The sequence below is a fragment of the Bacillus sp. Brlt_9 genome (assembly GCF_051948935.1).
In the GTDB taxonomy this organism is placed as follows: Bacteria; Bacillota; Bacilli; order Bacillales; family Bacillaceae_G; genus Bacillus_A.
The window spans coordinates 72046-87734 of sequence record NZ_JAYJLO010000009.1 but is presented as its reverse complement, the minus strand read 5'-3'; the positions used below and the strand labels follow the sequence as shown (position 1 = coordinate 87734).

Sequence of the window (15689 nt, the reverse complement as noted above, 5' to 3'; positions counted from 1 at the left end):
AATATTTTGTAAATTAAAATGATTACATAAATATCCGTTATACAGGATTAGGGGGAAACAAAAATGGATGCAGCTTTAAAATTAGACAAAGCTGGAGAGCAACAATCACCAAAAAAACATCCACCAGGATTATATTTGTTGTTCTTTACAGAGGCATGGGAAAGATTTAGTTATTACGGAATGCGTGGCTTATTAGTTCTTTATTTAACAACGAGCTTAGTAAGCGGCGGTTTAGGATTTGATAAAGCAGTTGCAGTACAAATTTACGGTATTTTCACAATGCTTGTATATTTCACACCTATTATTGGTGGCTGGTTAACTGACCATTTCATTACGAAACGCCATGCCATTACCATTGGTGGTATCATTATGGCACTTGGTAACTTTGTACTATTTTCAATGAACACTAAAACTGGACTATTTTTAGGATTAGGATTATTAGTTATTGGTAACGGATTCTTCAAACCAAATATTTCGACTTTATTAGGTCAATTATATAGCGACAACGATTCTCGTCGTGATAGTGCATTCACTATCTTCTACATGGGAATTAACTTAGGAGCTTTTATCGCTCCATTCATTTGCGGTTATTTCGCAGATTATAAATACGGATTCTTAACAGCTTGTATCGGTATGATCATTGGTCAGATTGCATTTAATACATTAGCACCTCGTTACTTAGGATCAATCGGAACAACTGTTGTCGGTAAAAAGTCTAAAGAAAAAAATGCACAAGTAATTGAGAAAAAACCTTTAACAGCACAAGAGAAAAAACGTACAGCTGCAATTTTAATTTTAACTTGTTTCGTTGTATTCTTCTGGGCAGGATTTGAACAAGCAGGTAGTTCTTTAACACTTTACACAGATAAGTTCGTAGATCGTACAATTGGTGGATTTACAATTCCAACACCTTGGTTCCAATCTATAAACCCATTGTTCATTATCTTACTAGCATTACCGGTTTCTGCATTATGGATTAAACTTTCAAAAACAAAAAATGGTGACTTAAAAATCCCAACAAAAATGGCATTAGGTATGATTTTACTAGGGGTTGGATATTTAGTTCTAACTTTAGCTGTATTAAAAACTGGTAGCGATGAAGGTAATATTGCAATGAAAGCAAACTTATTCTTCATTATCTTCACTTACATGTTCCATACAATCGGTGAATTATTCTTATCACCAATCGGATTATCTATGGTAAGTGCAATCGCTCCTCTTAAATTAGCATCATTATTAATGGGTGTATGGTTAGCTGGTACTGGCTTCGCAAACTTATTAGCAGGACAATTAGCTGCTTTCACTCAATCTTTAGGATACTTAGAAGTATTCGCAAGCATCGGTGTTATCGTAATCGTGCTAGGATTAATACTTCTTATGTTCTCTAAGAAAATTGCACATATGATGGAATAACAAATAAAAAAGACGCTTCTAAAATTAGAAGCGTCTTTTTTATTACTTCTCCTCTAAAGCCGTCACGTTCACGTGAACGCTTTCTCCGGGATTAGATACATCATACACTTGAGCAACCCCGCTCTGCTCGTCACAGCTCTCAATCCATACTGGTACGCCTTCATATGTAACGTCGATTCTACTTGAAGAAGATAAAATTTGTTTCACACGTTTTACATCCATTCTACTATCCCTCCTTTTACTTACTACACTCCTTTCTATCTTTTCTTTTCCCTTTAGAATATATTCCATAAAACAAAATGTTAATTAATAGCCTATTCTTCCTTACATACTAACATTTACTCTCATATCACCTTTCTGACAAATAAAAAAAGACGTATATCCCACACGTCTTTTTCCATAATATTCAAATTTTAAGAAAATAATGTTTTTACTACTTCACTTACTTTATCATTATGAATTTGATAATACACTTCTAGTCCTCGTCGTTCAAAGCGTACTACTTTATTTTGTTTTAATTTCGTTAAATGTTGCGAAACTGTTGATTGCGGAATTTCTAACACTTCCTGTAATTGTGTTACATTACATGTTCCACGTTGCATTAGTTCCATTACTAGGCGTAAACGTAACGGATGCGCTAGCGCTCTTAACATTTGTACATCTTCTTCTGAAATACGACATTCGAATTGATTTTGGCTCATAAAGTTCCCCTCATTTTCGTTTTTATTTTCTTTTTATTTATTTATATATCTGTTCTTATATTTCCTGTTACGACATAACTTTATCAACTTATAAAGCCGAAATTTTTTTCCATCTTAACCAACAAAGAACTCAGGAAAAATTCCTTGCTGATTTTGAATATTATACTATATGATATAACGAAAAAGCAAAACAGCAGGCTGTAAATACTTTGCTTGCAAACGTTGTTTTATCAGGCTTTTTGTTATATTTTCACCTCATTGCAACGCGCAGTAATAATATCGTAAAATACCATCTATAATTGATAACCTTTCGTAAAGTAGTTGGAGTATATTTAACCTCTTTGTTACACTAAAAGGAATTTTCAGTAAAAAAAGATACCGTAACATTAAAAATTAACTTATTTCTTTTTAATTTGTATTTAATCGCTTGAACTGTGACGGAATACTTCCTATTAAATGTATTCACTGTCCCCTAGCTATACCAAGCAACTCTGTATCCTTCCCTATTCGATACAAAGACGGCTTCTAATATAGAGCTGTAAGATCAATAATAAAAGAAAAGAATATGTAAATAATGTATCTAGCCCGCTCAAATCTATTTGAGTGGGCTTTTTGTCTACTTTATGAACAAAGTATTTCTTTTAACACTATTATGGAATAATTATACTTTTTTACGTTGACAATAGTGTTGAAGGAGAATATACTAAGCATGTAAGTTGATTGTGAATAGTTTCACAAATAATGTGAATTTCTTCACATAAAATAGATAGGAGTTGTCATTATTATGAGTACTTGGACACAAATTTATGACCCATTAAACAACATTTGGTTATCTGCACTAATCGCAGCACTTCCAATTTTCTGCTTCATCATTTGTTTAATGGGACTAAAAATGAAAAGTTATATCGCTGGTCTTTACAGTGTAATCGTCGCTATTATTCTTGCTATATTCGTTTATAAAATGCCAGCAACTGTAGCTGTAGCATCTGCCGGATTCGGTGTTTTATCTGGATTTTATCCAATTTGTACTATCGTTATCGCAGCAATTTTCCTTTATAAATTAACTGTTAAAACAGAGCAATTCAATGTCATTCGTGATAGTATTTCAAGCATTACAAATGACCAACGTTTACAAGTATTATTAATCGCTTATTCTTTCGGTGCTTTCTTAGAAGGCGCAGCTGGGCTAGGGGTTCCAGTTGCTATTACAGCTGCATTACTTGTAGGTATGGGCTTTAATCCATTAACAGCAGCAGGTATTTGTTTAGTAGCAAACATCGCTGGTGGTGCTATGGGTGCTATGGGTATCCCAGTTACAGTACCAGCGCAATTAACTGAGCTAGACGCATTAACTATCGGTCGTCAAACTGTTCTTATTTTACCATTCATTAGTATTGTTTTACCTTTCCTACTTGTTTCAATGGTGGATGGAATTAAAGGTATTAAAGAAACTTGGCAAGGTATTCTTGTAAGTGGTATTTCTTTCGCAATTACTCAGTTCGTCGTAACTTATTTCTTAGGTGCAGAACTTACTAATATTTTCGCAGCCGTTGTAAGTATGGTCTCTCTTGCATTATTCTTACGTGTTTGGCAGCCAAAATCTTCTACTAAAGAAGAAAAACAAGAAGAAAAAGAATCTCATACATTCAATCAAATTCTATATGCTTGGTCTCCATTCGTATTCTTAACTGCATTCGTAACAATCTTTAATTTAAAACCAATTAAAGCTTTATTTGCTCCGGATGGCGCACTAGCAAACTTAGTATTTAACATTCAGTTCCCTGGTCTTCATAATGCTGTTATGAAAACTACACCAATTACAAAAGCTGATACACCTTTCGCAGCTGTTTTCAAGTTTGATGTATTCTCATCTACAACTACTGCAATCGTATTAGCAATTATCGTTTCACTTATCGTATACCGCGTAAAAGGAAAAATGGTTAAAGAATTAATGGTTGAAACAATAAAAGAACTAAAAGCTCCAGTATATACAATCTGTAGCGTTATCGCTTTAGCTTACGTAGAGAACTACTCTGGTATGTCATCTACACTTGGACTTGCATTCTCTTCTACTGGTAATGCATTCCCTGTTCTTTCTCCAATCTTAGGATGGATTGGCGTATTCATTACAGGATCAGTAGTATCAAGTGGTTCATTATTTGCACCGCTTCAAGCAGTAACTGCAGATCAATTAAACATCGTTCCTTCTACTCTTGTTGCATTAAACGTAGTAGGTGGTACAATGGCAAAAATGGTTTCACCACAATCTGTAGCAGTTGCTTGTGCAGCAGTTGGACTAGTTGGTAAAGAATCTGTCCTATTTAAAACAGCAATGAAATACAGTTTAATCTTCTTAGCTATCATTAGCTTACTTCAATTAAACGCTGTATTTAATATCTTTTAAAAATAAAAACCCGATCCAAATGGATCGGGTTTTTTTCACATTACATCTTCTTATTCTTTAATAAAGAAGCACCCGCAATTTCAGGGTGTGTCATTTCGAATGGATCTAAAATAATATCCAATTCTTCTTCTGTCAGTACACCATGTTCTAAACATAACTCCCTAACAGATTTTCCTGTTTCAATTGCTTCACGCGCAATACGAGATGCTGCTTCATAACCAATATGAGGGTTAACTGCCGTAATAATTCCAACACTTTTCTCCACATATTGCTTCAGCAATTCTTCATTTGCTGTAATTCCTTTAATACAATATTCACGGAATACACGGAATCCGTTATTCATAATACTAATAGATTGAATTAAATTAAATACGAGTACAGGCTCCATTACGTTTAACTCTAATTGTCCTGCTTCTGATGCTAAACAAATAGTATGATCATTACCAATTACTTGGAAAGCAACTTGATTGATTACTTCTGCCATAACAGGGTTTACTTTCCCTGGCATAATAGATGAACCTGGTTGACGAGCTGGCAATTGAATTTCCGCCAATCCAACACGGGGACCAGATGCCATAATACGAAGGTCATTCGCGATTTTAGACATATTCATCATACATACTTTTAATGCCGCAGATACTTCTGTGTATGCATCTGTGTTTTGCGTTGCATCAACTAAATGCTCTGCACCAACAAGTGGGAATCCGCTAAATGTTCTCAAGTGTTTAACCACTTGTTCAATATACATAGGGTTTGCATTTAATCCCGTACCAACAGCTGTCGCCCCCATGTTCACTTCATATAAATGTTGGCGAGACTGTTTAATTCTCTTTATATCACGCTCAAGCACGCGGCTATACGCTTCGAATTCTTGTCCAAGACGAATCGGAACAGCATCTTGTAAATGTGTACGCCCCATTTTAATAACGTGATCGAACTCTTTTGCTTTTGCACGGAAAGCTGCATGAAGTTCTTCCATTGTAATAAGAAGTTCTTCTAACATCATAAGAGTTGCAATATGAATTCCCGTTGGAAACGCATCATTCGTTGATTGAGCCATATTCACATGCGTGTTTGGACTAATCTTTGCATACTCGCCTTTTTCATATCCCATACGTTCTAACGCTCGATTAGCGATTACTTCATTTGTATTCATATTAATAGAAGTTCCAGCACCGCCTTGGATTGGATCTACGATAAATTGATCATGGAATTTCCCGTCAACAATTTCTTGTGCCGCCTCTGCAATTTCATGTCCAATGTCTTTCGCTAAGTAACCAGTATCCATATTTGCAAGTGCCGCCGCTTTTTTCACAATTGCCATTGCCGTAATGAGTGACGGATGAATGCGATATCCTGTAATCGGGAAGTTTTCTACAGCACGTAATGTTTGTACACCATAATAAGCTACACTTGGTACTTCCTTTTCACCTAAAAAGTCTTTTTCTATACGTATATCCTTCGTTGCTATCATTTTCATCACCTATACTTTTCATTCTAAATCCTTATCTAAAAAATTCGCCCTCTAAAAATACGAGTATCATGCAGAAGAATTTTTCAGTATCCACCTTCACTATATAGCACCTTTTTTGAAAGCGCAAACATTTATTTTTCTATATATATCTTTTATAAAAAAATATAGAAAATCATCCTTCTACCCTCTTTATTTCCACTCGTTTAATTTGATGCATATCCTTTTCAAGAACTTTAAAAGAAAAGCCGGATTTTTCAATAACATCTCCTTCAGCGACGATTTGCTTTTGTACCATAATCCAGCCACCAATTGTATCTACATCATCAGCGATTAAGTGTATGCCAAATAAATCATTTACTTCACTAATAAGCACTTTTCCATCTACGATCTTACACCCTTCACTTATATGCTCTATAGGCGGGTGTTCATCTTCATCGTATTCATCTCGGATTTCTCCAACAATTTCTTCTAAAATATCCTCTAATGTAACAATCCCTGCTGTACCGCCGTATTCATCATATAATACAGCTAACGGAATTCGTTTTCTTTGCATTTGTAATAGTAAATCATGGATAGGAATATTTTCTAACACCTCAATAACTGGCCTTGTATATGGTGTAATCGAGCACTCCTTCTCTCGATTACCATCCATATAACGAATAAATAAATCCTTTACATTAACCATCCCAATGATTTCATCTTTATCTTCACCAAATACAGGATACCTCGTATATTTTTCTTGTGCGATTATTTTAATATGCGTTTCAAATGGTTCGTCCTCATATAAACCTACAACTTCCGTACGAGGTACCATAATTTCCTTTGCGACTCTATTATCAAATTCAAAAATATTATTTACATATTTAAATTCTCTTTGATTAATCTCTCCACTTTCATAACTCTCAGATAAGATTAATCGTAACTCTTCCTCCGAATGAGCAACTTCATGTTCAGAAGCCGGATGTAATCCGAATAACCCTGTCACAAGCCTTGCTGAACCATTTAAAGCCCAAATAAACGGATACATTACTCGGTAAAAGTAAATAATTGGCTTCGATAATAATAAGCTAACTTGCTCTGCCCTTTGTATAGCGAGCGTCTTCGGAGCAAGTTCACCAATCACAACATGTAAAAACGTAATCACTGCAAAGGCAATAATAAATGAAACTGTACTTGCAATTGCAGGAGATAAATGTAGTTTTAAAAACAACGGCTCGAGTAAATGTTTTATAGTCGGCTCTCCTAACCACCCAAGCCCTAAAGCAGTAATTGTAATACCTAACTGACATGCTGATAAATACTCATCTAAATTTGAAGTTACTTTTTTAGCTGCCAATGCTCCACGTCGTTTTTCACTAACGAGTTGGTCAATACGACTGCTACGCACCTTAATAATTGCAAACTCAACGGCTACAAAAAAACCTGTTAATGCAATAAGGATGGCCACCATCAATAATTTTATAATATCCACATATACCCTTTAGCTTTCTTAGCTAAAGTTACACCTCCTTTAAAAAGAAGTTTCACTTTAGTTTCTTCATTTACACAAAAGCAACCCTATATAAAATTCACCAATTTCAAACCTCATACAATTCTAAAGGTAGGCCATCAGGGTCTTGGAAAAAGACGAATTTTTTCCCGGTTATTTCATCCATACGTATCAACTCAGTCTCAACACCACATTGATTTAAATGTTTCACAGCCTCTTCAATATTTGTAACAGCAAATGCTAAATGTCTAAGGCCAGCGGCTTCTGGGAAGCTTGGGCGATTAGGCGGACTTGGAAATGAAAATAATTCAATTTGATACTCTTCCCCTACACATAAATCTAACTTATAAGAATCTCGTTCCTTTCTATATACTTCATTTATCGCTTTAAAGCCTAATATCCGAGTATAAAAATCCTTTGCCGCTTCATAATTCGAACAAATAATTGCAACGTGGTGCACTCTACATATATTCATGCTCTCTCTATTCCTTTCTTTACCAAAGATGCATATTCTCCCTTGAAATGAAAAACATATATAGCAGAATATCTCTTCTAGGAGGCTTACTATGAAATTTATTACTTTTTTCGTGGGACTTATCGTTGTTTTCTTCCTTGCTTATATTGCTAGCAACAATAAGAAACATATTAAATTTAAACCCATTTTCATCATGCTTATTATACAGTTGATTTTAACCTATTTATTATTAAATACAGAAATCGGCCTCATACTTATTCGTGTCATTTCCAGTCTGTTTACAAAGCTACTCGAGTATGCTGCTGATGGTATAAACTTCGTATTTGGCGGTCTTGCTAATAAAGGTGAAATGTCCTTTTTCCTTACTGTATTATTACCAATTGTCTTCATTTCGGTCTTAATTGGTATACTACAACATTTCAAAATACTACCATTTTTTATTCATTGGATCGGTTACTTCCTTAGCAAAATAAATGGTCTTGGGAAATTAGAATCTTACAACGCTATCGCCTCTGCCATTGTCGGCCAATCCGAAGTTTTTATTACAGTAAAAAAACAATTATCTCAAATTCCAAAACACCGTCTTTATACACTTTGTGCTTCTGCCATGTCAACTGTATCTATGTCTATCGTAGGTGCCTATATGACAATGATTGAACCTAAATATGTAGTAACCGCACTCGTTCTCAATTTATTTAGCGGTTTTATTATCGTACTCATCATTAACCCTTACGACGTGAAAGATGAAGAAGATATTTTAGAAATTAAAGACGAAAAGCAAAGCTTTTTTGAAATGCTTGGAGAATACATTCTAGATGGCTTTCGCGTAGCCATCGTTGTCGGCGCTATGCTCATCGGATTCGTCGCATTAATTAGTTGCATTAATGACCTATTCCTCATTATATTCGGCATTACTTTCCAGCAATTAATCGGCTACGTATTTGCACCTGTCGCATTCCTTATCGGTGTACCAAGTTCTGAAATTGTCACAGCTGGTAGCATTATGGCAACGAAGCTTGTAACGAATGAATTTGTAGCAATGATGGACCTTAGTAAAATTTCTAATAGCCTTTCTCCTCGTACAGTTGGTATTATTTCTGTCTTCCTCGTCTCTTTTGCCAACTTTTCTTCGATCGGCATTATTTCCGGTGCGGTAAAAGGATTAAACGAAGAACAAGGAAACGTCGTTGCCAGATTTGGCCTTAAATTACTATACGGAGCTACTCTCGTTAGCATTTTATCTGCAATTATCGTAAGCATTATGTTGTAATTAGGTAAAATTTTATCATTTTCTTATCCCTATCTTTTGTATACAATAACGAATAGATGTCTTAATAAATAATCAAGACATCTATTTTTTATACATGTACAATCGCTTTTATTTAGCGTACAATATTTTTTATGTGTTCGAATGTGCTTCTAGATGTATACACTTTGATAGTTTTAAAGGAGAAAAAATGATGAAATCCGATATGAACAAAGATACCCGAGCCAAAAAAGGACGCTCAAAGAAAAAACGTCTACTTTGGTTCCTTCTTATTCCATTACTGATTATAGCACTTGGAGCAGGAGGTTACTCCTTCCATATATACAGTAAAGCAAAGTCTGTGTTAAGTAATGCCTATTCTGAACTGAGCCGCGGGGATAAATCCAGCAAACGTGAAAAAGCCGTGAAACCTATGACTGACAATATTTCCGTACTTATTATGGGTGTTGATGAAAGTGAAATTAGGGACAAGAATTATGGAAAAGCAACTCGCACGGATGCGCTATTACTTGCCACAATTAATAAAAACGATAAATCAGTTAAGCTTGTCAGTATTCCACGTGACTCACGTGTCTACATTAAATCACGTGAGAAATACGATAAAATTACACATGCGCACGTATTCGGTGGTGTGGATAGCACAATTGATACGGTAGAAAACTTTTTAGATGTTCCAGTTGATTACTATGTAAAATTCAACTTTAAATCATTTATTAAAATTGTTGATTCGCTTGGTGGTATTACTGTCGATGTTCCGGTTGAATTTACAGAACAAAATAGTAAAGACGAACCAGATGCAATTCATCTGAAAAAAGGACGTCAACATTTAAATGGAGAAGAGGCGTTAGCACTAGCTAGAACTCGTCATATCGATAGTGATTATATGCGCGGTCAAAGACAACAGCTTGTTTTAGAAGCTATCGCTGAAAAAGCACTATCTCTTAATTCCATTAATAAAATCGGTGGTCTATTAGACGCTGTCGATAAAGACTTAAAAACAAATTTAACTTTTGATGATATGATGACCATTGCAAAAAATTCAATGGATTCCAATTTAAAAATGGATAAAATGCAAGTAGAAGGTACTGATAAATATATAGGTGGTATTTATTATTACGTTCCAAATGAAAAAAGCGTCGATAATATTTCGACAACGCTACAAGAACATCTCGGTGTTACGAATAAAAATGAACATAAAAAATTATAATAAAAAGGCTGCTAGATTTTTCTAGACAGCCTTTTTATTATAATTTTCAACATATTTCTCGTACACATTGTGACAAAAAGAGACAATTATTACAACAGTGTAACATTTTTTATAAAAACATTACACACATAGTGAAAATAATAGTATACTAGTACGTACATAATGTTATTTTCATCATTTTTATACAAAAAATGTAATACATATATTTATACCAAAATTTCTGGGGGGAAATAAATGAAGCTAAGTAAAATACTGATCGGTTCTGCAATTGCTGGAGGCATATTACTTTGTGTAGGCGGTGTTGGCGGATATCAATATGTATCCAAACTAAATAATCAATTAGATACTACTGCATTACCCAATACTACATTTGAAGGTATTTCTCTCGATGGAAAAAATAAAAAAGATATTCAAGCTATTATTAATCAAAAAATAACTGAATTAGATCAAAAATCCCTTACCTACATATTCCAAAACGATAAACAAACTTACACATGGAAAGATTTAGGGGTAAATTATAAAGAAAAAGATATTATCAACAAAATCTTTAAAGAACAAGAAGGCAACGCAATAAATCGTTACAAAATGCGGAAGCAAGCTGAGAACGGTGAATTAAAACGTGACTATAAATTAACACCTCAATTAAATACAACTGCTTACGAAAGCTTTATGAAGGATAAATATAATGAAACATTAAAAAATCCTGTTAATGCAGAATTAAAAGTTGAAGGCTCTACCGTAAATATTAGCCAAAGTCAAAATGGAGAAAAAATTGATAAAGGAAAATTAACTGAATTAACAAAAAATTCCATCACTGCTGGTACATCAGACGTTACATTACCAGTTACACTCATAAAACCTGAACGCTCTACAGAAGATATACAAAAAATGGGGATTAAAGAAGTAATCGCTGAATACTCAACTCCAATGGCTGGCCGTAATGGCAATCAATCCTTTAACGTAAATAAGTCAGCTAATACTTTAAGTGGAGTTATTGTAGCACCTGATGAAACGTTCAGTTTTAATGGCCGCGTTGGCGTAACTGATGCTGCACATGGCTATAAATCCGCTGCTGTATTTTCACAAGGTAAAGTTATACAAAGTGCAGGCGGAGGTGTTTGCCAAGTTAGTAGTACTTTATATAGCGCTGCTTTAAGAGCGGATTTAGGAATTGTTTCTCGAAGCAATCATTCTATGCCTGTAAATTATTTACCACTAGGGCAAGATGCAGCAGTGGCAGATTATGGTCCAGATTTAAAATTTAAAAACAATACAGGCAATCATATTTATATTCAAGCATTTTCAAATGGAGGTAGTATTACTACACGCATTTTCGGTACAAATACTGGTAAAAATGTTGAAGTTTCTTCTCAAGTAATTAGTAGAACTAACGATAAAATAACAGCAGTTACGTATAAAAAAGTAACACAAAACGGTGAAGTAATATCTAATGGACAAATTTCAAAAAGCGTATATAAAAGCGCTCCAAAACAATAAAACACTAACAAACGGATAAAGTGAAACTTTAATCAGTGGGGGTTTTGTTCATCCCCCACTGATTATCAGCCCTCACCAATCGGACTTTAATGGGCAGTTGATCCCTCACCTAACTTCTTTGCTCTCGCTGAATTTTGAGGTGAGGGTCTTACTGCCCATTAAAGCGGGATAAATTCAAAAACAAAAAAGGCGTGATCTACTCACGCCTTTTTCTTTTGCAATAATAATAAAAAGTTTGCAAGATGGTCTTTCGTTTCTTCTAACGACCACATACGATTCCCTTGCTTCGCAGCTAATACGCACGCCTCTTCCCAAGCATCCTTTTTCTTCATATATAGTAATTCATCGCGTAATTTCAAAACAATTTCTTCGTCTTCTTGCTCTATAAACTCTTCCATCACGCCTACTATTTCATCCTCATGAACACTTAACGTACAGTACGATTTAAGAAAGTATTGTAATGTCGTATACATATGTACTCCCCCTTCTTATTTGTCAGATGGATAAGAAGTAATGATCTTATACCCTAAATCTCCTGACTTATCTCTCGCTAAAACCGTAACAGTTTTTACTAACTTGTCTTTTACATTCATATTTTTCTTTATTACCGTTTTTCCAACCGGGAATGAATGCGTTGCATTTAATACGAGACGAGCCTCTTTAGAATTTTTTAACCAATCTTGAATTTCTTTATCATGCTGCTTCAAACTATCTTTTACAGCTTTCGTTGCTGTTTCCTTGTCATAGTATGTACTTGCCGCTGATACTTTATCTGTCTTCAAGCGATTCTTCAAATCTTCCTCTGATTTGCCTACATGTCTTTCAATCGTATGACCATTTTTAGGTGGCCCTTCCATTTCATCTAAAATATTATCACTAATTTTTTCTACTGATGTCGATTGATTCCCTGTTTGTTTCTCTGTTTTTTGTTCTTTTCCTGCACATCCACTTAAGATCAGCATTAGTGCCAATAAACTACTCAAGAAAAGACTACTTATTCGTTTCATCATATCACCTCTTTCATGATTATTATCGTAACTCCACTAAAAGTCAATTTCACACCGAAAAAACATACACATTTTTTAAATTCCTCACCAATTTTCATGAAACCACTATTTTTGACCTTCCCATAAATATACCCCTATGTTTTTCTAATTATTTCCCGAGTTAAACCACCCCTAAAACCACCGAATAAACCCTATATTTAAAAGGTTTATTCGGTGGTTTATTAAAAATTAAAATATACCCCCAATTTTATATACCCAATACCCTTATAAGGTATATAAATGGTGTTTTATCGACGTTTTCTACATTATGTAAATTTGCACTTGCCTATACAATGGAAATATGGTGTAATGCAAAAAAAGATAAAGGATTTTAAACGATGGCTGAAACAATTCAAAACTTCTTAACAGACTATTATTCAATCGCAATTCCACTTAGTATCTTAATTAACATCATCATCAGTCTTTTAGGTTTTATCCCTAGTATTTTTTTGACCGCTATTAACATACAGCTCTTTGGCGTAACGAACGGAACCATTATTTCGATCATAGGTGAAGCCTTAGGTGCTATTATCTCGTTTTATATTTATCGTATAGGCCTTCAAAAACTCACTCACGATAAAGTAAATAAGTATCCTAAGGTAGAACGTCTTCTTTACGTAGAAGGTAGAGAGGCCTTTCTACTCGTCCTCTCTTTTCGTTTTATTCCATTCATTCCGTCCAGTATCGTGACTTTATTTGCGGCTCTAGGCAAAATGCCATTACTATCCTTCAGTATTGCCAGTACAATAGGTAAAATACCGTCCTTATTGATTGAAGTATATTCTGCATACCATGTTATAAACGGTACAAACGAGGCAAAGTGGATTGTAACAATCGCAGGTTGTATTGGATTGTATTATTTGTGGAAAAAATGGAGAAAAAAATAAAGAAGGAGCATAGGCTCCTTCTTTATTTTTGAAGTATTTTATTAATAATTTCCCTTAAACCCTTAGTTTACACCAACAGCACTATATGATTGCTTCACTGCTGCTACCTCTGCAGAATTAGCACCATATAAATCAGCTGCAGCTTGTACTAAACCAGCACGAGCTTGACTAAACGTAGTAGATTGAGTGAAATATTGCGTGTTTGCACGGTAATAAATCGCTCCTACCTTGTCTTTACCAATACCACTTACAGTAACACCGTAATGTGTACCACCATTCGCTAATAAATAAGCTGCTTTGTTAATAATACCGCTATTCGTATGAACGCCGCCGTTATCACCAGAACCAGTGTAGCGCTTAGAATAATGGTCTGGATCACCATACTTCGTTGGATCACTCATAGAACGAAGCGCATCTCCTGCTTTACCAGGCGTGTAAATATCTTCACCAATCTCCCAATCTGGGTTACGATTATCATAATACTCTACTAATGTACCAAAAACATCTGAAATCGCTTCATTTAATGCTCCTGATTCATTTTGATAAATTAAATCTGAACTATATTCCGTAACAGCATGCGTTAATTCGTGACCAATTACATCGATACCACCAGATAATGAAGTGAATGTTACACCATCACCATCTCCGTAAACCATTTGTGAGCCATTCCAGAACGCATTATTATACTTACTTCCGTAATGAACTGTTGATTTTAATGGTGCTCCTGCATCATTAATAGAGTTTCTATTAAATGTAGCTTTATAATAATCATATGTTCTACCTGCATAGTAATGAGCATCTACTGCCGCTGCATCATACGCTGCATTGAAAACATTATCTGCATCTACCCATAATGTTCCTGGTAATGTTGAACGATTTTTCGCATCATATGTAAAAATCGTTGCTCCGCGCGTATTATCTTGCAAGTAGTAAGATGATCCAGATAACGTTGTATTAAGCGACTTTGTATCTCCTAATACACCTTTACCAGTTCCTACTTTATTCGTTCCTGTTACAGCTGGCTTTGCTTCCTGTTTAGGTGCCTCTTGCTTAACTGGTGACTTATCTTCATTTGCTACATGATCAAGTTTATTATATTTATTTAATACTTTACCGCTATCTGCTTCAATGAAATAGTAGTAGTTTCCTGGGCTTGGCTCTAAGAAGTTTAAATTTACAACGTATGCATATGTTGTTTCCTCACCGTTTTGATATACATATAAGTCCGCTTTTGGTTCTACCTCATATTTAGGTGTAACCCCTAAATCTTTTTGCGCAATTTCAATTGCTTTTGCGCCTTCGATCTTATTTTTATTTTTCAACTTGTCCTTTTTGTCTAAATCAGGCGCAACTGTTCCAGACAATACTTTTAAAGAACCATCTTTACTTACGTGAGCTACTTGCGTAGAACCCCATACAGGTACTCCTTCATACACTTGTTGCAAACGTAATACTGTTGAATCAGTTACAGCATCTTTCTTCACTTGTTTCACTTTGAAAGAATCTTGCGCACTCTTTTCCCCTAGCTTGTAATCACCTTTTGCCGCGTTTAAGTAATCAAACACAACAGATTCTGCTTTCTTGCCAGTTGCTCCAGTTAAATCCCCAGAAACAAACTCCGGTGACTGCACTGTCTCATTGTACTTCTTCGTAGAGAGCACATTTTTAGAATCCGCAAATGCAGAGCCTGTCCCTCCAAACGTTGTAACTGCCATTCCTGTCGCTAACACTAATGCTAAACTTTTCTTTTTCATGAACCTTCCCCCTAATAAATTTTTTTGAAAAAGAGTAGTTTCATATTAGCATTATGTTTTCACTATTAATATACT

14 protein-coding genes are annotated in these 15689 nt (G+C 34.9%); 6 read left to right on the top strand and 8 right to left on the bottom strand.

Annotated elements, in window-relative coordinates; all coding sequences use genetic code 11:
* Positions 1–63: 63 nt before the first annotated feature.
* Positions 64–1413 carry a peptide MFS transporter gene (locus VF726_RS25730; RefSeq protein WP_312504609.1) on the top strand — a complete coding sequence of 450 codons (1350 nt, stop codon included), beginning with the start codon at positions 64–66 and terminating at the stop codon, positions 1411–1413.
* Positions 1414–1455: 42 nt separating this feature from the next.
* Here VF726_RS25730 and VF726_RS25725 read toward each other — a convergent pair whose 3' ends face one another.
* Together VF726_RS25725 and VF726_RS25720 are read right to left on the bottom strand one after the other, a co-directional pair.
* Complete coding sequence (locus tag VF726_RS25725; RefSeq protein WP_000382683.1) at positions 1456–1635, bottom strand: acid-soluble spore protein H; 180 nt, start codon at positions 1633–1635, stop codon at positions 1456–1458.
* A gap of 191 nt (positions 1636–1826) precedes the next feature.
* Positions 1827–2114, bottom strand: a complete 288-nt coding sequence (locus VF726_RS25720) for an ArsR/SmtB family transcription factor (RefSeq protein ID WP_000081429.1) — start codon at positions 2112–2114, stop codon at positions 1827–1829.
* 784 nt (positions 2115–2898) lie between these two features.
* On the opposite strand from VF726_RS25720, the gene VF726_RS25715 reads away from it, so the two are divergent.
* Entirely contained in the window at positions 2899–4518 is a 1620-nt protein-coding gene (locus tag VF726_RS25715) for an L-lactate permease (protein WP_440172969.1), read from the top strand.
* A 40-nt stretch (positions 4519–4558) separates the two neighbouring features.
* Here the strand turns inward: VF726_RS25715 and aspA are convergent, their stop codons facing one another.
* The 3 genes from aspA to gloA2 all read right to left on the bottom strand — a co-directional run bounded on the left by aspA (position 4559) and on the right by gloA2 (position 7956).
* Positions 4559–5992, bottom strand: a complete 1434-nt coding sequence (gene aspA / locus VF726_RS25710; protein WP_088028480.1) for an aspartate ammonia-lyase — start codon at positions 5990–5992, stop codon at positions 4559–4561.
* 172 nt (positions 5993–6164) lie between these two features.
* Entirely contained in the window at positions 6165–7463 is a 1299-nt protein-coding gene (locus tag VF726_RS25705) for a hemolysin family protein (protein ID WP_440172968.1), read from the bottom strand.
* 106 nt (positions 7464–7569) lie between these two features.
* Positions 7570–7956 (bottom strand): SMU1112c/YaeR family gloxylase I-like metalloprotein, encoded by a 387-nt coding sequence (gene gloA2 / locus VF726_RS25700; protein ID WP_440172967.1) that lies wholly within the window; start codon positions 7954–7956, stop codon positions 7570–7572.
* A 91-nt stretch (positions 7957–8047) separates the two neighbouring features.
* Here gloA2 and VF726_RS25695 point away from each other — a divergent pair, with 91 nt between their 5' ends.
* From VF726_RS25695 to VF726_RS25685, 3 genes are all read left to right on the top strand, one after another.
* On the top strand, positions 8048–9226 hold the full coding sequence (locus VF726_RS25695) for a NupC/NupG family nucleoside CNT transporter (RefSeq protein WP_440172966.1): 1179 nt from the start codon (positions 8048–8050) through the stop codon (positions 9224–9226).
* Between the two features lie 187 nt (positions 9227–9413).
* The gene (locus VF726_RS25690; protein ID WP_440172965.1) at positions 9414–10430 is read left to right on the top strand and encodes an LCP family protein; all 1017 of its coding nucleotides are present in this window, start codon (positions 9414–9416) and stop codon (positions 10428–10430) included.
* 234 nt (positions 10431–10664) lie between these two features.
* Complete coding sequence (locus VF726_RS25685) at positions 10665–11927, top strand: VanW family protein (protein ID WP_440172964.1); 1263 nt, start codon at positions 10665–10667, stop codon at positions 11925–11927.
* A 200-nt stretch (positions 11928–12127) separates the two neighbouring features.
* Here VF726_RS25685 and VF726_RS25680 read toward each other — a convergent pair whose 3' ends face one another.
* Together VF726_RS25680 and VF726_RS25675 are read right to left on the bottom strand one after the other, a co-directional pair.
* Positions 12128–12400, bottom strand: a complete 273-nt coding sequence (locus VF726_RS25680) for a hypothetical protein (protein WP_440172963.1) — start codon at positions 12398–12400, stop codon at positions 12128–12130.
* 15 nt (positions 12401–12415) lie between these two features.
* The gene (locus VF726_RS25675; RefSeq protein WP_440172962.1) at positions 12416–12934 is read right to left on the bottom strand and encodes an RNase A-like domain-containing lipoprotein; all 519 of its coding nucleotides are present in this window, start codon (positions 12932–12934) and stop codon (positions 12416–12418) included.
* A gap of 377 nt (positions 12935–13311) precedes the next feature.
* Between VF726_RS25675 and VF726_RS25670 the strand changes: the two genes are divergently transcribed.
* The gene (locus VF726_RS25670) at positions 13312–13860 is read left to right on the top strand and encodes a TVP38/TMEM64 family protein (RefSeq protein WP_440172961.1); all 549 of its coding nucleotides are present in this window, start codon (positions 13312–13314) and stop codon (positions 13858–13860) included.
* Positions 13861–13922: 62 nt separating this feature from the next.
* On the opposite strand, the gene VF726_RS25665 is transcribed toward VF726_RS25670, so the two are convergent.
* A complete protein-coding gene (locus VF726_RS25665) occupies positions 13923–15614 on the bottom strand; it encodes a M4 family metallopeptidase (protein WP_440172960.1) in 1692 nt (563 codons plus the stop codon).
* Positions 15615–15689: the final 75 nt, after the last annotated feature.

What these genes read in the sequence shown, in the direction of transcription:
- VF726_RS25730 (WP_312504609.1), top strand. Translation starts at nt 64, where the DNA reads ATGGATGCAGCTTTAAAATTAGACAAAGCTGGAGAGCAACAATCACCA.
- VF726_RS25725 (WP_000382683.1), bottom strand. Translation starts at nt 1,635, where the DNA reads ATGGATGTAAAACGTGTGAAACAAATTTTATCTTCTTCAAGTAGAATC.
- VF726_RS25720 (WP_000081429.1), bottom strand. Translation starts at nt 2,114, where the DNA reads ATGAGCCAAAATCAATTCGAATGTCGTATTTCAGAAGAAGATGTACAA.
- VF726_RS25715 (WP_440172969.1), top strand. Translation starts at nt 2,899, where the DNA reads ATGAGTACTTGGACACAAATTTATGACCCATTAAACAACATTTGGTTA.
- aspA (WP_088028480.1), bottom strand. Translation starts at nt 5,992, where the DNA reads ATGATAGCAACGAAGGATATACGTATAGAAAAAGACTTTTTAGGTGAA.
- gloA2 (WP_440172967.1), bottom strand. Translation starts at nt 7,956, where the DNA reads ATGAATATATGTAGAGTGCACCACGTTGCAATTATTTGTTCGAATTAT.
- VF726_RS25695 (WP_440172966.1), top strand. Translation starts at nt 8,048, where the DNA reads ATGAAATTTATTACTTTTTTCGTGGGACTTATCGTTGTTTTCTTCCTT.
- VF726_RS25690 (WP_440172965.1), top strand. Translation starts at nt 9,414, where the DNA reads ATGATGAAATCCGATATGAACAAAGATACCCGAGCCAAAAAAGGACGC.
- VF726_RS25685 (WP_440172964.1), top strand. Translation starts at nt 10,665, where the DNA reads ATGAAGCTAAGTAAAATACTGATCGGTTCTGCAATTGCTGGAGGCATA.
- VF726_RS25680 (WP_440172963.1), bottom strand. Translation starts at nt 12,400, where the DNA reads ATGTATACGACATTACAATACTTTCTTAAATCGTACTGTACGTTAAGT.
- VF726_RS25675 (WP_440172962.1), bottom strand. Translation starts at nt 12,934, where the DNA reads ATGAAACGAATAAGTAGTCTTTTCTTGAGTAGTTTATTGGCACTAATG.
- VF726_RS25670 (WP_440172961.1), top strand. Translation starts at nt 13,312, where the DNA reads ATGGCTGAAACAATTCAAAACTTCTTAACAGACTATTATTCAATCGCA.
- VF726_RS25665 (WP_440172960.1), bottom strand. Translation starts at nt 15,614, where the DNA reads ATGAAAAAGAAAAGTTTAGCATTAGTGTTAGCGACAGGAATGGCAGTT.